The sequence below is a fragment of the Streptomyces sp. HNM0574 genome (genome assembly GCF_012726235.1).
In the GTDB taxonomy this organism is placed as follows: Bacteria; Actinomycetota; Actinomycetes; order Streptomycetales; family Streptomycetaceae; genus Streptomyces.
The window spans coordinates 1-19,098 of the sequence record NZ_JAASAH010000026.1 but is presented as its reverse complement, the minus strand read 5'-3'; the positions used below and the strand labels follow the sequence as shown (position 1 = coordinate 19,098).

Annotated in this window: 16 protein-coding genes; 10 read left to right on the top strand and 6 right to left on the bottom strand. The window is 75.0% G+C overall.

Annotated features, from left to right (window positions below; translation table 11 throughout):
- The first annotated feature begins 31 nt into the window (after positions 1–31).
- Positions 32–1,339, top strand: coding sequence for an aspartate aminotransferase family protein (locus tag HCC30_RS27685; RefSeq protein ID WP_169445664.1), 1,308 nt, complete (start codon positions 32–34; stop codon positions 1,337–1,339).
- Between the two features lie 102 nt (positions 1,340–1,441).
- Here HCC30_RS27685 and HCC30_RS27680 read toward each other — a convergent pair whose 3' ends face one another.
- The 5 genes from HCC30_RS27680 to HCC30_RS27660 all read right to left on the bottom strand — a co-directional run bounded on the left by HCC30_RS27680 (position 1,442) and on the right by HCC30_RS27660 (position 6,081).
- A complete protein-coding gene (locus HCC30_RS27680; protein WP_169445663.1) occupies positions 1,442–1,792 on the bottom strand; it encodes a DoxX family protein in 351 nt (116 codons plus the stop codon).
- 94 nt (positions 1,793–1,886) lie between these two features.
- Entirely contained in the window at positions 1,887–2,948 is a 1,062-nt protein-coding gene (locus HCC30_RS27675; RefSeq protein ID WP_169445662.1) for a polyprenyl synthetase family protein, read from the bottom strand.
- Positions 2,949–3,002: 54 nt separating this feature from the next.
- Positions 3,003–4,457, bottom strand: coding sequence for an MFS transporter (locus tag HCC30_RS27670; RefSeq protein WP_169445661.1), 1,455 nt, complete (start codon positions 4,455–4,457; stop codon positions 3,003–3,005).
- A gap of 115 nt (positions 4,458–4,572) precedes the next feature.
- Positions 4,573–5,040, bottom strand: a complete 468-nt coding sequence (locus HCC30_RS27665) for a hypothetical protein (protein ID WP_169445660.1) — start codon at positions 5,038–5,040, stop codon at positions 4,573–4,575.
- 27 nt (positions 5,041–5,067) lie between these two features.
- A complete protein-coding gene (locus tag HCC30_RS27660; RefSeq protein WP_169445659.1) occupies positions 5,068–6,081 on the bottom strand; it encodes an Lrp/AsnC family transcriptional regulator in 1,014 nt (337 codons plus the stop codon).
- 151 nt (positions 6,082–6,232) lie between these two features.
- On the opposite strand from HCC30_RS27660, the gene HCC30_RS27655 reads away from it, so the two are divergent.
- The 3 genes from HCC30_RS27655 to HCC30_RS27645 all read left to right on the top strand — a co-directional run bounded on the left by HCC30_RS27655 (position 6,233) and on the right by HCC30_RS27645 (position 9,589).
- Complete coding sequence (locus HCC30_RS27655; RefSeq protein ID WP_240979954.1) at positions 6,233–7,693, top strand: MFS transporter; 1,461 nt, start codon at positions 6,233–6,235, stop codon at positions 7,691–7,693.
- Complete coding sequence (locus HCC30_RS27650; protein WP_169445658.1) at positions 7,690–8,895, top strand: amidohydrolase; 1,206 nt, start codon at positions 7,690–7,692, stop codon at positions 8,893–8,895. The genes HCC30_RS27655 and HCC30_RS27650 overlap by 4 nt, the downstream gene beginning before the upstream one ends.
- 91 nt (positions 8,896–8,986) lie before the next feature.
- Positions 8,987–9,589 carry a TIGR03086 family metal-binding protein gene (locus tag HCC30_RS27645; protein WP_169445657.1) on the top strand — a complete coding sequence of 201 codons (603 nt, stop codon included), beginning with the start codon at positions 8,987–8,989 and terminating at the stop codon, positions 9,587–9,589.
- Between the two features lie 6 nt (positions 9,590–9,595).
- On the opposite strand, the gene HCC30_RS27640 is transcribed toward HCC30_RS27645, so the two are convergent.
- Positions 9,596–11,713 carry a hypothetical protein gene (locus HCC30_RS27640; protein WP_169445656.1) on the bottom strand — a complete coding sequence of 706 codons (2,118 nt, stop codon included), beginning with the start codon at positions 11,711–11,713 and terminating at the stop codon, positions 9,596–9,598.
- Positions 11,714–11,891: 178 nt separating this feature from the next.
- On the opposite strand from HCC30_RS27640, the gene HCC30_RS27635 reads away from it, so the two are divergent.
- The 6 genes from HCC30_RS27635 (at position 11,892) to HCC30_RS27610 (ending at position 19,022) form a co-directional block, all read left to right on the top strand.
- The gene (locus HCC30_RS27635; protein WP_240979953.1) at positions 11,892–12,236 is read left to right on the top strand and encodes a metalloregulator ArsR/SmtB family transcription factor; all 345 of its coding nucleotides are present in this window, start codon (positions 11,892–11,894) and stop codon (positions 12,234–12,236) included.
- A 109-nt stretch (positions 12,237–12,345) separates the two neighbouring features.
- The gene (locus HCC30_RS27630) at positions 12,346–13,899 is read left to right on the top strand and encodes an MFS transporter (protein WP_169445654.1); all 1,554 of its coding nucleotides are present in this window, start codon (positions 12,346–12,348) and stop codon (positions 13,897–13,899) included.
- Between the two features lie 131 nt (positions 13,900–14,030).
- Positions 14,031–14,552, top strand: coding sequence for a 2Fe-2S iron-sulfur cluster-binding protein (locus HCC30_RS27625; RefSeq protein ID WP_169445653.1), 522 nt, complete (start codon positions 14,031–14,033; stop codon positions 14,550–14,552).
- Positions 14,549–15,601: a xanthine dehydrogenase family protein subunit M gene (locus HCC30_RS27620; RefSeq protein WP_169445652.1), complete on the top strand. Its 1,053-nt coding sequence runs from the start codon at positions 14,549–14,551 to the stop codon at positions 15,599–15,601. The genes HCC30_RS27625 and HCC30_RS27620 overlap by 4 nt, the downstream gene beginning before the upstream one ends.
- Positions 15,598–17,727 carry a xanthine dehydrogenase family protein molybdopterin-binding subunit gene (locus HCC30_RS27615; RefSeq protein ID WP_169445651.1) on the top strand — a complete coding sequence of 710 codons (2,130 nt, stop codon included), beginning with the start codon at positions 15,598–15,600 and terminating at the stop codon, positions 17,725–17,727. The genes HCC30_RS27620 and HCC30_RS27615 overlap by 4 nt, the downstream gene beginning before the upstream one ends.
- A gap of 104 nt (positions 17,728–17,831) precedes the next feature.
- The gene (locus tag HCC30_RS27610) at positions 17,832–19,022 is read left to right on the top strand and encodes an acyl-CoA dehydrogenase family protein (RefSeq protein WP_169445650.1); all 1,191 of its coding nucleotides are present in this window, start codon (positions 17,832–17,834) and stop codon (positions 19,020–19,022) included.
- Positions 19,023–19,098 lie beyond the last annotated feature (76 nt).

Sequence of the window (19,098 nt, the reverse complement as noted above, 5' to 3'; positions counted from 1 at the left end):
GGCCGCGGGCGCCACGACTTACGGAGAACCCATGAGTGCGGACACCTTCTGGGACGACGTCGAACGGCACGTCGTCCGGTACGGCGCGAGCTTCACGCCGCGCGTCATCGAGAGCGCCGCCGGTGCCTACGTCTACGACAGCGACGGCTCGGCCGTCCTCGACTTCACCTCCGGCCAGATGAGCGCCGTCCTCGGCCACTCGCACCCGGACATCGTCCGCGCCGTCTCCCGCTCCGTCGCCGAACTCGACCACCTCTTCAGCGGGATGCTCAGCCGTCCCGTCGTCGACCTCGCCAAGCGGCTCTCGGCGACGCTCCCCGACAACCTGAGCAAGACTCTGCTGCTCACCACCGGGGCCGAGTCCAACGAGGCCGCCCTGAAGATGGCCAAGCTGTACACCGGCAAGTACGAGATCGTCTCCTTCGACCGGTCCTGGCACGGCATGACCTCCGGCGCCGCCGCCGCGACCTTCTCCGCCGGACGCCGCGGCTACGGCCCCGTCCTGCCCGGCAACCTCACCCTGCCGACCCCCAACGCCTACCGCTCCCCGTTCCGCCGGGCCGACGGCTCCTACGACTGGGAGGCCGAACTCGCCTACGGCTTCGCCTCCGTCGACGCCCAGTCGACCGGCTCGCTCGCCGCCTGCGTGGTCGAGCCGATCCTCTCCTCCGGCGGCATCGTCGACCTCCCCGTCGGCTACCTCGCCCGCCTCAAGGAGATGTGCGCCGAGCGCGGCATGCTCCTGATCCTCGACGAGGCGCAGACCGGCCTCGGCCGCACCGGTCACATGTACGCCTTCGAGCGGGACGGCGTCGCCCCCGACATCCTGACCCTCTCCAAGACGCTCGGCGCCGGCCTGCCCGTCGCGGCCGTGGTGACCGGCGACGAGATCGAACAGGTCTGCCGCGACCGCGGGTTCCTCTTCTTCACCACCCACGTCTCCGACCCGCTCGCCGCGACCGTCGCGCTCACCGTGCTCGACGTCATCGAACGCGACGGCCTCGTCGCCCGCTCCGCGAAGCTCGGCGAGCAGCTCACCGAACGGCTGGTGGCCATGCGCGACACCTACGAGGTCGTCGGCGACGTACGCGGCCGCGGCCTGCTCCAGGGCATCGAACTCGTCACCGACAAGCAGAGCAGGACCCCCGCCGACGCCCTCGGCCAGGCCGTCACCGCCGCCTGCCTGGACCGCGGCCTGCACCTCAACATCGTCCAGCTCCCCGGCATGGGCGGCATCTTCCGCATCGCCCCGCCCCTCACCACCACCGACACCGAACTCCACACCGGCATCGACATCCTGGAGGACGCCCTCACCTCGGTCCTCCGCGCCCGGGGCTGAGGCGGTCCCGGCGGGCGTGGACGTGGTGCTCAAGAGGGCCGAGCAGCGGGGGACGCGTCCTTGGCGCTGTGGCTGGCAGGGGGCTGAGCGCGGGCGCCGCCCTCACACCGCCAGGGCGAGTGCGAGCGAGGCGGTGGCCAGGGCGAGGTAGGCGGCGGGGAAGGCGAGGTTGTGCAGGACGCGGGCGCGGAGGTGGGCGGCCACGGCACCGGTGAAGAAGAGGACCAGTCCGGTGGCGGCCGCGATGCCCAGGGGGCGGACGCCCGCGAGGCCGACCAGCAGCCCGGCGGCCCCGGCGGCCTTCAGAGCCCCGAGCACCGGGAGCCAGGAGCCGGGCACGTGCACGGCGGCCGCGTTGGCGAGGACCGGACGGGCCCGTGCGAAGTCGGCGGCGGCGATCCCGGCGTTGGCCAGCACCGTGAGGACGGTGACGACGACGTAGGCGACGAACATGGCGGGCACCGTCCGGGAGAAGTGAGGGGCCGGACCGGACAGTTGCCCGGTCCGGCCCTCACTCTGCGCCCTCGCGCGGATCACGTCCACCGGATCAGCCGGGCTCCGGCTCCCGGGTGCGGCGCAGGAAGCGGGTCTCGTGGTGCACGCGGGTGCGGAGGGCCGCGGCGAAGGGGGAGCCGGGGGCGAGGGTGCCGAGCAGGTCCTCGGCCTCGTCGCGCAGCGCGGTCAGCCGGGCGTGGTACGGGCGCAGCACCTCGGGGTCGGTCATCATCGCGCGCAGCCGCGCCCGCTCGGGCTCCGAGGAACGGGCCTCCCGCAGCAGGCCGAGCGCCTGCTCCCGGCGCTGCTCCGGTACCGAGTGCAGCAGGTGGACGAGCAGGTAGGTGGGCGTCTGGTTGGTCAGGTCCTCGCCGGGCCCGCCGTGCAGGTCGTCCTCGTCGTTCCGGAACTGGGCCAGCATCCCCAGCACCTGCCCGAACCGCCGCCAGCCCGCGACCCGCCGGCCGTCCTCGCCGGCCTCCGGGGCGGGCGAGGCCGCGCAGCCCGTCGCGAGCTGGGCCGCCATGGTGCAGGCCATCTCGTAGATCGCGCCGCTCTTGTCCCGGTAGACGTCCAGCACCTGCTGCGGGGTGGCCTCGCCGGGCCGGTGCTGGAGGTCGCCGAGCTGGCCGTTGCTGGCGGCGGTCCAGCCGTCGAGGTAGGTCCGGGTCAGCGCCTCGCGCACCGGGCCCGGCGCGGGCATGCCGGCCAGGGCGCGCAGCGGCAGCGCGTACCCGCACTCCAGGGCCGCGGTCAGCGCCGCGCCGGAGTGCATCCCGTACAGCTCGGCCCCGGTGCCGCCGTCGGCGACGTCGTCGAAGGTGTTGGCCGCGCGCCACCACAGGGCGTGCGCGGCGGCCACCGGGACCGCGGGCGCCGGGTCGCCGGTGAGGGCCCCGTGCACCAGCAGCGGCAGGGCCAGCTCGTACGGGTCGGCCCGCCCGTGGGCGAGCAGCCGGGCCAGCGCGGGCCGCAGGTGCGTCTGGTGCGCCAGGTGCCCGTCGAGCAGCCCGGTGATGTACTGCCGGGCCCGCGGGACGGTGCGGGCGAGCACCGCCTCCGCGTCCTCCGGGGCTTCCGGGTGCGTGGCGGGGGACGCCGGTTCGGGGAGCAAGGGTGCCTCCGGGGCAGGGGGTTGGACGGATATCCGGGATGGCCGGGGGAGCGGTCAGGGCTCCGCCCGGCCGGTCGGGGGGCCGGCCGGTGAGCCGGTCGCGGGGGCGGGGGACGGGGCCGGGCGCAGGCCCCGGGCGAGGAGCCCGCCCGCGGCCGTGGTCACGGCGATCACGGCGGTGGTGACGGCGAACGCGGCGGGGAAGCCGGTGCCCGCGTGCCGGAGCGCGAAGAACAGGGCGCCCAGCGCGCACACCCCGAGGGCCGCGCCGATCTGCTGCACCGTGGCCACCACGCCCGAGGCCGCGCCGCTGATGTCCTCGGGCACGTGGTGCAGCGTCGCCGCCAGCACCGGGCCGACGAGCAGCCCCAGCCCGGCACCGGCCACCCCCAGCGCGAGGAGCAGCGCACCCGTCCCGTACGTCAGGACGCTCGCCGCGCAGCCGAGATAGCCGGCGGCGGCGAGGGCCGCGGCGCCGCTCAACGCCCGGGCCTGCGGCACCCGTCGGAGCCGCGGGGTCGCCAGCGAGGCGAGCGCGAAGGCGCCGGCCGCCGGCAGCATCCCGGCGCCGGTCTCCAACGGCGGCCAGCCGAGGCCCTGTTGCAGCAGCAGGCCGAGCACCAGCACGAAGGCGTTCAGCCCGCAGTTGACCAGGGCCACCACGGCGAGTCCGCGGCCGAAGCCGGGGCAGCGCAGCAGCCGGGGCGGCAGCAGCGGATCGTCGCCGAGCGCCTCGGCCGCGCGCTCGTACCGCAGGAACCACAGCGCGGCCGGTACCGAGGCGGCGAGCAGCGGCAGCGCCCACGGGCCCGGCCCGTCCGGGCCGCCGACCAGCAGGGGACCGGTCAGCAGCCCGAGCGCGAGGGCCGCCAGACCCGTACCGGGCAGGTCCAGGCGTACCCGCGAAGGGGCGTGCGGTGCGCGGGAGTTGTGCCCGCGCCGGGTGATCCAGGGGAGCACGGCCAGGGCGGCGGCGCCGACGGGGACGTTCACCAGGAAGACCGCGCGCCAGCCGAGCCCGGCGGGGTCGGCGGTCAGCAGCCAGCCGCCGAACAGCTGCCCGCAGACGGCGCCGAGCCCCATCACCCCGCCGGTGAGGGCGAGCGCCCGGCGCCGTGCCGTACCGGTGAACAGGGTCTGAGCCGAGCGGTAGACCTGCGGGACGAGCAGGGCCGTCCCGGCGCCCTGGAGCAGCCGGGCCGCGACCAGGAGCCCGGCCGACGGGGCCAGCGCACAGGCGGCGGAGGCGAGCGTGAAGAGCGTCATGCCGGTCCGGAAGGTGCGCAGCGTCCCGGCGGAGTCGCCGAGCCTGCCGCCCGCGATCAGCCCGAGCCCGTACACCAACTGGTAGCCCGCGAGGACGAGTTGCTGCTGCGCCTCGCCCGCGCCGAGGCTGCGCCGGATCTCGGGCATGGCGACGACCACGATGAACACGTCGAGATTCGCGAGGAAGACCCCGGACAGCAGTACGAGCAGAATCAGCCAGCGACGCACCGGTCCTGCGTGCACACGTACTCACCCCCGCCAACTACCGCTGGTACTCACGTGATCACTCTACGCGATCATGGAGGGGGTGGACGCCGCCCGGAACAGCCGCCCCAAGTCCCGGCGCGCAACGCCCCGTTCAGCGGACCAGGGGAGAGGCGCGTGCGACGAACGCCTCGATGGACTCCTTCGCGCGGGCGTCCCGCTCCCGCTGGTCCGCGCGGTCCTCCGCGAGCGCGATGTCCCGGGTGTCCCCGTACGCGCGGTCGGCCGCGGCGAGTACCCCGGCGTCCTCGGTGAGGAGCTTGACCCGGTACAGCTCCTGCCGCGCCGTCGTCCGCAGGTGGTGGGCCGTGTCCCTCGCGGTGAGGAACGCGTCCCCCTCCGGGTCCTCCTGGCGGCGGAACCAGCGGTCGGCCTGGCCGCGCCGGAACTCCTCGGCCGCGGCGGCGAACGCCACGTAGGTGGCGATGCGTTCCTGCCGCAGCGCCTCGGCACGGGTGAAGGTCTCGTTGCGTCGCGCGGCGAGGCGCTGGAAGACGTGGGTGATCACGGAACCCAGCAGCGTTCCCGCCACCGCCACGACGCTCGTCCAGAGGGCAACCATGCCCCCGAGTCGATCACAACTCGCCTGCTACCAGGGGCGGATGGGCAGCACACCCGTCCGGCGCCCCGCCTCGTCCAGCAGGTGCCCCATCCGCTTGACGGTGTGCAGGCCCACGATCCGGTCGGTGACGGTGAATGACGGCAGCCGGGCGCACAACGCGGCCTCGCGCCGCTGGATGTCGGCGATGTCGTGCACCCACAGCGTCGCGAAGACGTTCGCCGAGCCCGTCACGGCCGCCGCCAGCCGGCACTCCGGGAGCCCCGCCAGCGCCCGGTGCACGGCCGCGACGTCCCCGGTCGGCGCCTGCCCGAGCAGCGAGACCGGCACCGGCCCGCCCGCGAGCGGCGGCGCCACGTCGCAGCGGAAGGTGAGGACGCCGGAGTCGGTGAGCCGGTGCAGGCGGCGCCGCGCCGTGGCCGGGCTGGTCCCGGTGCGCGCGGCCAGCTCGGCCCAGCCCAGCCGCCCGTCCCGGACCAGCGCGTCGGTCAGCGCCCGGTCCACCTCGTCCAGCGCGACGGCGCGCGGCGGGCCCTGCGGGACGGGCGCCGCGAGCGCGGTGAGCTGCGCCGGGTCCAGCGAGCGCAGCCGCCACCTGCTGGCCTCGGTGTACAGCGAGGTCGCGACCAGGCAGTTCACGTCCGTCACGCCCGGCAGCCGCTCCAGCGTCCCGTTCAGGAACCGCGCCAGCGAGGGCAGCCCGTCGGTGAGCAGATCGACCAGCAGATCGGCGCTGCCCGGCGCGGTCATCTCGACGGTGACCGCCTCCGGGAAGGCGCACAGCCGCTCCGCGAGCCGGGAGCGCTCCTCGGGGCGGCAGCGCAGCAGCACGAAGGCGGTGCACCGGTTCCGCGCGAACTCGGGCCCGGGCGCCGCGTGCACCCAGGCGAGCCCCGCCTCGCGCAGCCGGTCCCAGCGCCGCGCGAGCGTGCCCGCCGTGACGCCCAGCAGCGGCGCGAGCTCGGCCCAGGCCGCACGGGGACGCAGCTGGAGCGCGTTCACCAGGGCCAGATCGGACTCGCTGGCGGTGACCGTTTCTCGCATCAGGGCTGCTCCGTACGCACGAAACCGACGATGTCGGGGACCGCTCCCGGCCCGGCCCGCACAGTAGCCGCACTGTCGATTTCCGGTCACGGGAGTCGTCACGGCCGAGACGTGACGGCTCCCGTGACCTCGTACGGGAAGGGGTGAGGCATTGTCCACGGACGGAGCGGGGGAGACCCGCCCACCGGCACCACTGGTGGGCACCGGGCCCGGGATGCTCGGCGCGATGGCCGTCGTCGTGCTGTGCAGCGGCATCGTGCAGGGGTACCTGACGCCGCTGCTGCCCGCGCTGGGCCTGCGGCTCGACATCGACGCCGTCGGCCAGAACAACATCTACCTGCTGTCCCAGGTCGCCTTCACGGTGATGACGCCGCTGCTGTCCCGCCTCGGTGACCTGTACGGACACCGCAGGCTGCTGCGGCTGGCCGTGGCGACGGTGGCCGCCGGATCGCTGCTGATGGCGGTGTGGCCCTCCGCGCCGACGCTGGCCCTCGGCGTGGTGCTCCAGGGCGCGCTGGTCGGCTTCTTCCCGCTGCTGGTGGGCATCCTGCGCTCCCGCGCGCCCGAGCGGAACCGCTTCGGGGTCTCGCTGCTGGTCGGGGTGCTGCTGATCGCCATCGGCGTCGGCGGACTCGTCGCCGGACTGCTCAGCGAGCGGCACCCGGAGGCCGGCCTGTGGGCGGCCGTCCCCGTCGCGCTGCTCGCGGTGCTCGCCGCCGCGCTGCTGCCCGACAGCGACGCACCGCGCGGCGGACGCTTCCACCTCGGCGCCGCGGCACTGCTCACCGGCGGACTCGTCGCGCTCGTCCTGGTGCTGGCGCAGGGCGGCGGCTGGGGCTGGGCCTCGCCGGCGACCGCGGGCGTCGCGGTGGCGGCCGTCGTGCTGCTGTGGGCCTGGGTGGCGGTCGAACGCCGGGCCGCGCACCCGCTGGTGAGCGTACGGATGCTGAGCAACCCGCGGCTCGCGGTGGTCAGCGCGCACACCTTCTGCGCGGCCTTCGGCACCATCGGCTTCCTCGGCGCGAACGCCCTGTTCCTCGCGGCCGACCCGGACGAGACCGGCTACGGCATGGGGCTCGGCCCGCGCGCCATCGCCACCGTCTCCCTGGCCATGGTGGTGACCGGCTTCGCCGGTTCGGTGCTCACCCCGCGGCTGACCCGACGGGCCGGCGACCGCGCCGTGCTCACCTCCGGCGGCGTGCTGGTGGCGCTGGGCTTCCTCGGGATGGTCGCGCTGCACGGCTCGTTCGCCGGGTACGTGGCCGCCGCGCTCGTCGTGGGCCTGGCGACCGGGGTGTTCGAGTCGGTGACGCGCACCCTCTCGGCCGAGGTCGTCCCCGAGCACGAGACGGCACTCGCCGTCGGCCTGAACGAGCTGGCGCTCTCCCTCGGCGCGGCCATCGGCGCTGCCGTGATCGGCGCGCTCCTCGCCGCGAACCGGGCACCGGACGGCGGCCCCATCGCGGCCTCCGGCTTCGTCTGGAGCTGGACCGCCTGCGCCGCCGCGGCCGTCCTCGGCACCGCCCTCGCCCTGCGCTACCGCACCGGCGGCGCACCGCACACCCCCGCCACGGGACACGAACACGACGCACCGGAAGGGGAGTTCGCATGACCACGGCGGACACCACGGCACCGGCCACCGGCACCACCCCGCCCCGCGAGGCGGTCGCCACCGCCGTACGGGCCTGGGGCGAGCGGCTGGTCGGCCTGAGCCACAGCCTGCACGACGAGCCCGAGACCGCCCTCGCCGAGCACAGGTCGGCGGCGAAGATCGCCGCCCTGCTGGAGGACGCCGGGTTCACCGTCCGGCGCGGCGTCGGAGACCTGCCCACCGCGCTGGTCGCCACCCGGGGCAGCGGCGATCTGGTGCTCGGCCTCTGCGCCGAGTACGACGCGCTGCCCGGCATCGGCCACGCCTGCGGGCACAACGTGAACGGCGCCGCCTCGGTCGGCGCGGCACTCGCACTGGCCGCCGTCGCCGACGAACTCGGCCTCACCGTCAAGCTGATCGGCACCCCCGCCGAGGAGGACATCGGCGGCAAGGTGCTGCTCCTGGACGCCGGCGTCTTCGACGACGTCGCCGCCGCGATGATGGTGCACGCCGCCCCCGAGGACAGCGTCGGCGCCTCCTCGCTGGCCATCGGCGCCTGGGACGTCACCTACCGCGGCACCCCCGCGCACGCGGCCGTCGCCCCCTGGGAGGGCGTCAACGCGCTCGACGCGATGACCCTCGCGCACACCGCGATCGGCCTGCTGCGCCAGCAGCTGCCGCCCGGAGCCCTGGTGCACGGCATCGTCACCGAGGCCGGCCGCGCAGTGAACGTCATCCCCGAGCACGCGCACGCCCGCTACGAGGTGCGGGCACCCGACCTGGAGACCCTCGACGCCGTACGGCAACGGGTGCGCGCCTGCTTCGAGGCCGGCGCCCTCGCCACCGGCGCCGCACTCGAACTCCGGGTGCACGGACGGGACTTCGCCGAACTGCGCCAGGACGCGGCGATGACCGCCGCCTACCGGGCCGAGGCCGGCGCGCTGGGCCGCACCGTCACCTCCCGGCAGGGCGAGACCCTCGCCTCGACGGACATGGGCAACGTCTCCAGGGAGCTCCCGTCGATCCACCCCACCATCGGCTACGACACCGGCGGCGCCGCCCACCACACCCCCGGCTTCGCCGAGCACGGCAAGAGCCCCGGCGCCGACCGCGCGGTGCTCGACGGCGCCCTCGCCCTCGCCCGCACCGGCGTGGCCCTGGCCGCCGACCCGGCCGAGCGCCGCCGCCTCCTCGACGGCGTCGCCGCCCGCGCCCGCCCCTGAGCGGCCGCCGCGCGGATGTCGGTGCCCGGCGGCAGACTGCTCCCGGAAGCCGGTTCCGCACGGAGGAACCGGCCCGAGCGAGGAGCGGAACGTGAGCGAACAGCACCCCGACCCCCGGCCCGTACTCGACCGCGCCACGGAGCAACTGGCCGGACTGGTCGCGGCGGTTGACCCGGAACAGCTCACGGCCCCCACCCCCTGTGGCGACTTCGACGTGCGGTCGCTGCTGGGGCACCTGGTGGGCGGCATGGACCGGATGGCCGCCATCGCCGCGGGCGGCGACACCGCGTACGAGGAGGTCCCCGCCTGGGCCCCTGGCCTGCCCGCGGAGGAGTGGCCCCGGGTGTACGCCGAGGCGCGCGGGCGGATGACCGGTGCCTGGGCGGACGACGCGCTGCTGGACGCCACGGTGGCGGTGCCCTGGGGCACCATGCCGGGGCGCGCCGCGCTGGCGGGCACCGTCCTGGAGGTGGTCGTGCACTCCTGGGACCTGGCCACCGCGACGTCCCGCACGGACGGACTCGACCCGGAACTCGGCCGGTTCGCGCTGGCCGTCGCCGAGCGGGCCGTCCCGGACGACGGGCGCGCGCACCTGCCGTTCGCGCCCCGCCGCCCGGTCCCGGACGACGCCGGCGTCTACACCCGGCTCGCGGCCTGGCTCGGCCGCGAGCCGGGCCCGTCCGCGCCGGCCTGACCCGTCTCACTCCCAGCGCACCCGCGCCGTGGCCGGGGCGCCGCGGGTGCCGTCGGGCGCGACGGGCACCAGCCGGAGCGTGCGCGCCGCCTCCTTCCCGTTGCGGGCAAGGGACTTGACGTAGAACACCTCGCCGTAGATCCGGCCGAGCGCCTCCGGCCCGCCGCCCGGACGCTCCCCGAGCAGGTCGTAGTACCAGACGCCGCGCTCGGCGAGCCGCCAGGAGACGAAGACCTCCGCCACGTCCCCGTCCCGGTGCACCGCGTCCACCGCGAACCCCGCGGGACGCGCGGGCGGCGCCGGGGGCGCACCCGTCAGCGCCAGCTCCCCGAGGTGCAGCACGTACGGCTCCGGACGCCCGTCCGCCGCGCCGGAGCCGGCCGACACCCGCACGCCCAGCGCCGCGACCGTCCGGCCGCGGAACGGGGCCAGCGGCAGCCGGACGGTGTTCCAGCCACCGGACGCGGTGCGCCCGGCGGGCAGCCACGCGAAGCGGTCCGGTGCGTCGGCGAGGACCAGCCCGAGCTCCAGACCGCTCGCCGCGCCCGCCCGTCCGGTCCGGAAGGTGACGGACAGCGTCTCCGCACCGGTCACCTCCAGCGCCGTCTTGAACAGCCGCACGGTGGTCGGGTTCCGGGGGCCGAGCGCGCCCGCGATGCGCAGCGAGGAGCCGCCGTCCCAGGCCAGGCCGTAGTCGAAGTCGACGGCGAGCGGCTCGTCCGGGCCGCCGCTGCGCGTCCAGAACTGCCAGGTGGGCAGGACGTCCTGGATGCCGATGTTGTTCCACTCCCGGTCGCTCACCCGCTCCCCGCCGAGGAAGAAGGCCCGCCCGTGCCCGGTGTTGAAGCGGGTGACGAACGGGAACGAGCCGATCACCGAACGCTCGGTGATGTACCGCGCGACGCCGTCCCACTTCCGGTGGTTGTCCGCGTCGCGCGGCTTCCCCTCGTCCTCCTCGGGCCACGGGACGTACTCGGTGCGGCCGGTGCGCGTGGGGTCCTCCTCCGGTCCCGACCAGTAGCGCCGCTCCCGCCGGAAGACGGCGTCCTGCGCCCCGGGGTCCTCCCGGTCCGGGTGGCGGTCCCAGGCGAAGTGCGAGCCGAACAGGGCCCAACTGGTGCGCGCCGGCTGACCCTCGGGGAAGATCAGCCGGGTGTCGTAGGGCGGGTTGTAGCCGTACTTCTCGTTCTCCGTGCCGTGGAAGACCACCTCGTACGGATCGAGCCCGAGCCGCTCCGCCGTCTCGCGCGAGGTGACCACCTGCTGCGCGTCCGGCAGCCAGTAGTTGGCGAACAGGCTGTGCGCGACGGGGGTTTCGCCGTTCCGGATCCAGGGGGCGTTCGTCCCGTTGAGCTGGTTCTGGTAGTCCAGGCTGCCGTCCGTGGTGATCGTGTCGTACCACTGGAGGTGGAACCCCTCGGGCGCCCTCCGCCGCAGGTAGGACAGCATCTCCAGCAGCTTCGCCGCGTCCTCGGGAGCCGTCTCCGCCTCCTGGTTGAGGAAGTAGCCGTCGAAGCCGAAGTAGGCGGCCATCTCGATCAGTTTGTCCGCCACCGGGAAGGAGCCGTCCGCGCGCTGCTCCAGGTACGCGGAGAAGGTGCCCTCCCTGGGCCAGAACCAGCAGCCGAGGCTCCGCGCGCCGTTGCGGTGCGCGGCGTCCGTCCAGGCCGGGTTGGGCAGGTTGACCACCCCGTGCACGGGCTCGTCGGCGGGTGAGCCGTCGACGGGCATCCCGTGCCAGGAGCCGTACAGGTCGGTGTACTGCCAGAAGCGGAGCAGGCGCCGGGCGAAGACGTCGTTGTACGGGAAGGCGTGGAAGAAGGAGTTGTCGTAGTCGTAGCTGAGGTTCATCACCCGCGGTCCGGTGGCCAGTGCCGGGTCGGCCTGGGTCGCGGCGAACGGGGCGATGCGCTCGGCGAGCGGGACGCGGGAGCGGAAGTGGCGGGCCCAACGGTCGGTCTCCGGGCTCCAGTTCTTCAGCCCCTCGGCGTCGTAGCCGTGCAGGAAGGGCTGATGCGGGCCGCGCGGGGCGGCGGCCGGCCCGGAGGCGTGGGCGGCCGGCCCGGCGAGGCCGACGCTCACCCCCGCGGCGCCGAGCAGGGAGAGGAAGGTTCTGCGGTCCATGGGCGGTTGACTCCTCTGCGCGTGACAGCGATGGGGAACCGGCGCGTGACAACGTTGTCCGACGGAATCTGCCCGGCCACCCCGAACACGTCAACCCCGCGCGGCAGTTGACACCCGATGGTTTCCCCCGCCCGCTCTTCCGGCCGCTCCTGTATCGACCCGGGTCAAAATGCGAGGCATGCCGAACGCCGAAGCGTCACCCGCCCTGTGCTGCCCTCCGCTGACGGAACGTCCGCTCACCGGTGAGGAGGCCGAGCGCACGGCCGCGATGTTCAAGACGCTGGGCGACCCGGTCCGGCTCCGGCTGTTCTCCCTCGTCGCCTCGCACGAGGCCGGGGAGGCGTGCGTCTGCGACATCTCCGACGTCGGCGTCTCCCAGTCGACCGTCTCGCACCACCTGAAGAAGCTCAGGGAGGCCGGCCTGCTCGTCTCCGAACGGCGCGGGACCTGGGTCTACTACCGCGTCGAACCCTCCGTCCTCGCCGGCATGGGCCGCCTCCTCGCCGCGGGCCCCACCGCCTGACGCGGGCTGGGCGAGACGGGTGACGGGCCCGTACCGCCGACGGCGGGACGCCGGGGCGCGGGAACACTGTCCCGGCCCGAGCACCCCCGACCGTGAGTGAGGCGAGCGCATGACCGGGACCACAGCGCCGGAACCGTCCGGCCCCGGCACCGTGATCCACGCGCGACGCTGGGGGATTCTCGCGATCCTCTCCGGCAGTCTGCTGCTGATCGCGATGGACACCACGATCCTCAACGTCGCCTTCCCGTCCCTCGTCGCCGACCTCCAGCCCGGCTCCGTCGAACAGCTGTGGATCATCGACGCCTACGCGCTCGCCCTCTCCGGCCTGCTCGTCACGGCCGGCGCGCTCGGCGACCGCTGGGGCCGCAAGCGGCTGCTGCTGATCGGCTTCGTGGTGTTCGCGGCGGCCTCGCTGCTCGCCGTCGCCGCCACCGCGGCCTGGCACGTCATCGCGGCGCGGGCACTGCTGGGCGTCGGCGGTGCCGCGATCATGCCGTCGACGCTGTCGATCCTCCGCCACGTCTTCACCGACCCCCGCGAGCGGGCCCTCGCCTACGCGGTGTGGACCGCCGTGCTCGGCGGCGGCATGGCGCTCGGGCCCATCGTCGGCGGCCTGCTGGTGCAGGACTTCGGCTGGCCCGCCGCCTTCCTGCTGAACGTCCCCATCGCCTTCGCCGCCGTCGCCCTCGGGCTGTGGCTGCTCCCCGAGTCGCGCGCCCCGCGTGCCGGACGCTGGGACTGGTGGGGCGTGCTCCAGTCCGTCGTCGGCATGATCGCCCTCGCCGGAGGCATCAAGCAGCTCGGCAAGAGCGGGCTGACCAGCCCCGTCCCCTGGGTGCTGCTGGCCCTCGCGGCCGTCCTGCTGACCGTCTTCGTCCGCCGCCAGCTCCGCCTGGACAACCCGCTCCTCCAGGTACGGCTGTTCACGGACCCGGCGTTCGCGGTCGCCGCCGCGTCGATCTTCCTCGCCATGGTCGGCATGGGCGCGGCGCTGTTCCTGCTCACCCAGTGGTTCCAGTACGCGCAGGGCTACACCCCGCTCTCCGCCGGGCTGCGGCTGCTCCCCGCACCCCTCGGACTCGTCCTCACCTCGGTGATCACGCCCCGCCTGATGCACGTCTTCCCCGTGCGGCACGTCATGGGCTCGGGACTGCTGCTGCTCGCCGCCGGACTCGCGCTGCCCTGGGTCGTCCAGCGGTTCGCCGAGGTCGGCTACCCGGCCATGGCCTGCTCCCTCGCGGTGCTCGGCCTCGGGGTGGGCGTGGGCACGACGGTCGCCTCCGTCACGCTGATGTCCGTCACCCCGGAGGCCGACGTCGGCGGGGCCGCCGCCATCGACGAGACCTCCTACGAGCTCGGCGCCGCCCTCGGCATCGCCTCCCTGGGCAGCCTCGCCGTCGCCCTCTACCGCGGCGGCCTCCCCGACCTCGGCCTCGGGCCCGCCGCGACCGAGTCGGTGCGCGACTCCATCGGCGAGGCCGCGTACGTCGCCGACCGGCTGGGCGGGGACGCGGGCGACGCGCTGCTGGCCCAGGCGTCGCACGCCTTCACGCTGGGCATCACCCCGGCCTTCCTCGCCGGCGCCGGCCTCGCCGTCCTCGCCGCGGCACTCAACTGGGCCCTGGTCCCGCGCGACATCCGCCCCACGGACCACACCCACTGACCCCGGCGCGGCCACGCGAACTCGGCCGCGCGACCGTGGCGTTCGGGTCCCGCGCGGGCCGGATGCCGCACACGGGGACGGTCCGCGAACCCGGGCGTTTAGGGCGTACCGGGCAGTGGTACCGGCGCGGGATGGACGCACGGATCACCCTGCGGGTCGACGGCGGGGAACATGCCCTGACGGTCGACACCCGGACGACGCTGCTCGATGCCCTCAGTGACCGGCTCGCGGTCACCTCGCCGAAGAAGGGGTGCGACCACGGCCAGTGCGGTGCCTGCACCGTGCTGGTCGACGGGCGCCGGACGCTCGGCTGCCTCGCGCTCGCGGTCGCCCACGACGGCGCCGAGGTCGTCACCGCCGCCGGACTGCCCGACCGGGGGAGCGGCGAACTGCACCCGGTGCAGGCCGCGTTCCTCGACCACGACGGCTTCCAGTGCGGCTACTGCACGCCGGGCCAGGTGTGTTCGGCCGTCGGCATGCTCGCCGAGGCGGACGCCGGACACCCCAGCGCGGTGACCGCACCCGAGGCGCCCCCACCGGGCAGAGCGGGTCTCGACGACGAGGAGATCCGCGAACGGATGAGCGGCAACCTGTGCCGCTGCGGCGCCTACCCCGGCATCGTCGCCGCGATCCGGGAGGTGGCACGGGGATGAGGCCCTTCGACTACACGCGCGCCACCGACCCGGCCGCGGCCGTCGCCGCCGTCGCGGCGCAGCCCGGGGCGGCGTACCTCGCCGGCGGCACCAACCTCGTCGACCATCTGCGCCTCGGCGTCGCCGCCCCCGCCGCGCTCGTGGACGTGACCCGGCTGCCGCTCGGCGAGGTCGCGGAGCGGCCCGACGGGGGCCTGAGCATCGGCGCGACCGTGCGCAACAGCGACCTGGCCGCGCACCCGCTCGTCCGCGCCCGGTACCCGGTGCTCTCCCAGGCGCTGCTCGCCGGCGCCTCGGGCCAGCTGCGCAACGCGGCCACGACGGGCGGGAACCTCCTCCAGCGCACCCGCTGCGTCTACTTCCAGGACACCACCACCGCCTGCAACAAGCGCACCCCCGGCTCCGGTTGCTCGGCCCTCGGCGGCTGGACGCGCCACCACGCGGTGCTCGGCGCCTCCGAACACTGCGTGGCCGTCCACCCCTCCGACATGGCGGTGGCCCTGGCCGCGCTCGACGCGACCGTCGTCGTCCTCGGCCCCGAAGGCGAACGCCGCGTCCCGCTGGGCGAGTTCCACCGGCTGCCGGGGGACGCGCCGGAGCGGGACACCGTGCTGCGGCACGGGGACCTGGTCACCGCCGTCGAACTGCCCGCGCCCCGGCGGGAGTCGGGCTCCGGGTACCGCAAGATCAGGGACCGCGCCTCGTTCGCCTTCGCGCTGGTCTCCGTCGCCGCGGTGCTGGAGCTGGACGGGCCGCCGGGCGGCCGGCGGCGGGTGCGGGACGTGCGGATCGCCTGGGGCGGCGTCGCGCACAAGCCGTGGCGCGCGACGCTGGCCGAGCGGGCGCTGCGCGGGGAGACGCTGGAGCCGGGCGCCGCGCGGGCCCTGTTCCGCGCCGCCGCCGACGCCGAACTGACCGCCGCGCGGCCCCTGGAGGGCAACGCGTTCAAGACCGGCATGGTCCGCGCCACCACGGCCGCCGTCCTCGGCGCCCTCACCGGCGACGGGCACGACGGGGACCACGGCGAACGGGCGGAGGAGCGGCGATGACGGACAGCAACGGCCGGGTGGAGGCGCGCGAGTGCGGCACCTCACGGCTCCGCCTGGAGGGCCGCGAGAAGGTCACCGGCACGGCCCCGTACGCGTACGAACACCCCGTCGACGACGCGCTGTACGCCTGCGCGCTCCAGGCGGACGTCGCCCGCGGCCGCATCCTCGAAGTCCGCACCGGGGAGGCCGAGGCCGCGCCCGGCGTCGTCGCCGTCCTCACCCACCGCAACGCGGCGCGGCTGCCGGACGAGGACGGCGCGGGCGACGCCGAGCTGGCCGTCCTCCAGTCGGACCGGGTGCACTTCCGGGGCCAGCTCGTGGGCGCGGTGCTCGCCGGGACGCCGGAGGAGGCGCGGCACGCCGCCTCCCTGGTCTCCTTCACCTACGAACAGCTCCCGCACGACGCCCGGTTCGGGCCGGACCGGCAGGATCTGTACGCGCCGGGCAAGGTCAACCCGGCCTTCCCCACCGACACCGAGGAGGGCGACCCGGATGCCGCGCTCGCCTCGGCCGCCGTCCGCCACGAGGCGACGTACACCACGCCCATGGAGCACAACAACCCCATGGAGCCGCACACCTGCATCGCCCTGTGGGAGACCCGCGAGGGCCGGCCCGAGGTCACCCTCCACGACTCCACGCAGGGCGCGCACCCCGTTCGCGGCACCCTCGCGCCGCTGTTCGGCGTCGACCCGGAGCGGTTCCGGGTGATCGCGCCGCACGTCGGCGGCGGCTTCGGCTCCAAGGGCATGCCGCACGCGCACAACGTCCTCGCGCTGCTCGCGGCACGGCTCGTCCCCGGCAGGCCCGTCAAACTGGCCCTCACCCGCCAGCAGATGTTCTCGCTGACCGGCCACCGCACCCCGACCGTCCAGCGGGTGCGGCTCGCGGCCGACGCGGACGGGCGGCTCACCGCGGTCGTGCACGAGGCGGTCGAACAGACCTCGCGGATCAAGGAGTTCGCCGAGCAGACGACGGTGGCGACCCGCATGATGTACGCCGCGCCCAGCCGCCGGACCCGGCACCGGCTGGCCGCGCTCGACGTCCCCGTACCGTCCTGGATGCGGGCGCCGGGCGAGGCGCCCGGCATGTTCGCCACCGAGGTCGCCATGGACGAACTCGCGCACGCCTGCGGCCTCGACCCCGTCGAGCTGCGGGTCCGCAACGAACCGGAGACCGACCCCGACAGCGGCCGTCCCTGGTCGGCCCGCGACCTCGTGCGCTGCCTGCGCACCGGCGCCCGGCGCTTCGGCTGGGAGCGGCGGCGGGAGCCGGGTACCCGGGGCGAGGGCGAGTGGCTGGTCGGCCTCGGCGTCGCCTCCGCCACGTACCCCGCGTACGGCGGCCCCGGGTCCGTCGCGGAGGTCGAGCACCTGGGCGACGGGCGGTACGCGGTCCGGATCGGCGCCGCCGACATCGGCACCGGCGCGTGGACGGTCCTGACCCAGATCGCCGCCGACGCGCTCGGCTGCCCGGCCCGGGACATCGCCTGCTCGATCGGCGACACCCGGCTGCCGTACGCCACCGTCGCGGGCGGCTCCTCGGGCACGCAGGGCTGGGGGACGGCGGTCGTCGCCGCGGCCCGCCGCCTCCGCGAGGAGCACGGCGAGGCCCCGCCGCCCGGCGCCCGCACCCGCTCCGACGGCAGGAGCCGGCCCAACGAGAAGGGCTACGCCGTGCACTCCTTCGGCGCCCAGTTCGCCGAGGTCCGGGTGCACACCCTCACCGGCGAGGTGCGGGTGCCGCGGATGCTGGGCGTCTTCTCCACGGGCCGGGTGATCAACCCGCTGACCGCCAGGTCCCAGTTCATCGGCGGCATGGTGATGGGCCTGTCCATGGCCCTGTTCGAGGAGAGCGTCCTCGACCCGCGCACCGGCCACGTCGTCAACCAGGACTTCGCCGGCTACCACGTCGCGAGCTGCGCGGACGTGGCCGGCATCGACGCCGAATGGCTCGGCGAGGACGACCCCCACGCGGGCCCCCTCGGCGCCAAGGGCATCGGCGAAATCGGCATCGTCGGCAGCCCGGCCGCGGTGGCCAACGCCGTTTTCAACGCGACGGGGGTGAGGCTGCGAGATCTGCCGCTGACGCCGGAGAAGGTGCTGGAGGGGATGGCGGGGAGGGGGTGAGGGACGCCCTCAGGGTCCCGTCCCGCCCTCGCCATTCCCATGTAGTGAAACACGTTCTACGGTGTGCGCCGCCGAGTCGCAGCAGTCCGAGCCCTGGAGGCGCCGTGCATCTCGAATACACGCCGGAACAGCAGCGTCTGCGCGAGGAGTTGCGGACGTACTTCGCCGAGCTGGTCCCCGGCAACGCCTACGCGCGCTATGACGATCCGGCCGCGCAGAAGCGGTTCTACCGCGAGACCGTGCGGCGGCTCGGGCGGGACGGGTGGCTCGGGGTGGGGTGGCCCGTGGAGTACGGGGGGCGCGGGATGACGCCGACGGAGCAGTTCGTCTTCTTCGACGAGGCGGCCCAGGCGGGGGTGCCGCTGCCGCTGATGGCGCTCAACACCGTCGGCCCGACGATCATGCAGTTCGGCACCGACGAGCAGAAGCGGTACTTCCTGCCCCGCATCCTCTCCGGCGAACTCGACTTCGCCATCGGCTACAGCGAGCCCGAGGCGGGCACCGACCTGGCCGCGCTGCGGACCCGGGCCGTGCGCGAGGGCGACACGGAGACGGGGACGTACACCGTGGACGGGCAGAAGATCTGGACCACCAACGGCGACACCGCCGACTGGGTCTGGCTCGCCGTCCGCACCGACCCCGGGGCGCCGCCGCACAAGGGGATCAGCATCCTGCTCGTCCCGACCACGTCCCCCGGCTACTCCTGCACCGTCATCAACACCCTCGCCTCGCACGACACCACCGCCAGCTACTACGAGAACATCCGGGTCCCCGCGAGCCGCCGGGTCGGTGCGGAGAACAAGGGCTGGCGGCTGATCACCACCCAGCTCAACCACGAACGCGTCACGCTCGCGGCACACGGCACCATGGCCCTGCGGGCGCTGCACGACGTACGCCGGTGGGCCGCGGGGACGAAGCTCGCGGACGGGCGCCGCGTCATCGACCTCGACTGGGTACGCACCCGGCTGGCCCGCACCTACACCCGGCTCGACGCGATGAAGCTCCTCAACTGGCAGATGGTGCACGCCCTGGAGGCCGGCACGCTCACCCCGCAGGACGCCTCGGCGGTGAAGGTGTACGGCTCCGAGGCCCGCCGCGACGCCTACGCGTGGCTGATGGAGACGGTGGCCGCGGCCGGCCCGCTCAAGGAGGGCTCGGCCGGCGCGGTGCTGCACGGGGAGCTGGAACGCGGCTACCGCAGCGCGGTCATCTTCACCTTCGGCGGCGGCAACAACGAGATCCAGCGCGAGATCATCTCCTGGATCGGCCTGGGGATGCCGCGGGTACGGCGCTGAGGCGAGTCCGTGCGTGGGGGGGGGGGGGGGGGGGGGGGGGAAAAAACCAGGTCCCCCCCAAAAAAACCTTTTCACC

What these genes read in the sequence shown, in the direction of transcription:
- HCC30_RS27685 (WP_169445664.1), top strand. Translation starts at nt 32, where the DNA reads ATGAGTGCGGACACCTTCTGGGACGACGTCGAACGGCACGTCGTCCGG.
- HCC30_RS27680 (WP_169445663.1), bottom strand. Translation starts at nt 1,792, where the DNA reads ATGTTCGTCGCCTACGTCGTCGTCACCGTCCTCACGGTGCTGGCCAAC.
- HCC30_RS27665 (WP_169445660.1), bottom strand. Translation starts at nt 5,040, where the DNA reads ATGGTTGCCCTCTGGACGAGCGTCGTGGCGGTGGCGGGAACGCTGCTG.
- HCC30_RS27660 (WP_169445659.1), bottom strand. Translation starts at nt 6,081, where the DNA reads ATGCGAGAAACGGTCACCGCCAGCGAGTCCGATCTGGCCCTGGTGAAC.
- HCC30_RS27650 (WP_169445658.1), top strand. Translation starts at nt 7,690, where the DNA reads ATGACCACGGCGGACACCACGGCACCGGCCACCGGCACCACCCCGCCC.
- HCC30_RS27640 (WP_169445656.1), bottom strand. Translation starts at nt 11,713, where the DNA reads ATGGACCGCAGAACCTTCCTCTCCCTGCTCGGCGCCGCGGGGGTGAGC.
- HCC30_RS27635 (WP_240979953.1), top strand. Translation starts at nt 11,892, where the DNA reads ATGCCGAACGCCGAAGCGTCACCCGCCCTGTGCTGCCCTCCGCTGACG.
- HCC30_RS27630 (WP_169445654.1), top strand. Translation starts at nt 12,346, where the DNA reads ATGACCGGGACCACAGCGCCGGAACCGTCCGGCCCCGGCACCGTGATC.
- HCC30_RS27625 (WP_169445653.1), top strand. Translation starts at nt 14,031, where the DNA reads ATGGACGCACGGATCACCCTGCGGGTCGACGGCGGGGAACATGCCCTG.
- HCC30_RS27620 (WP_169445652.1), top strand. Translation starts at nt 14,549, where the DNA reads ATGAGGCCCTTCGACTACACGCGCGCCACCGACCCGGCCGCGGCCGTC.
- HCC30_RS27615 (WP_169445651.1), top strand. Translation starts at nt 15,598, where the DNA reads ATGACGGACAGCAACGGCCGGGTGGAGGCGCGCGAGTGCGGCACCTCA.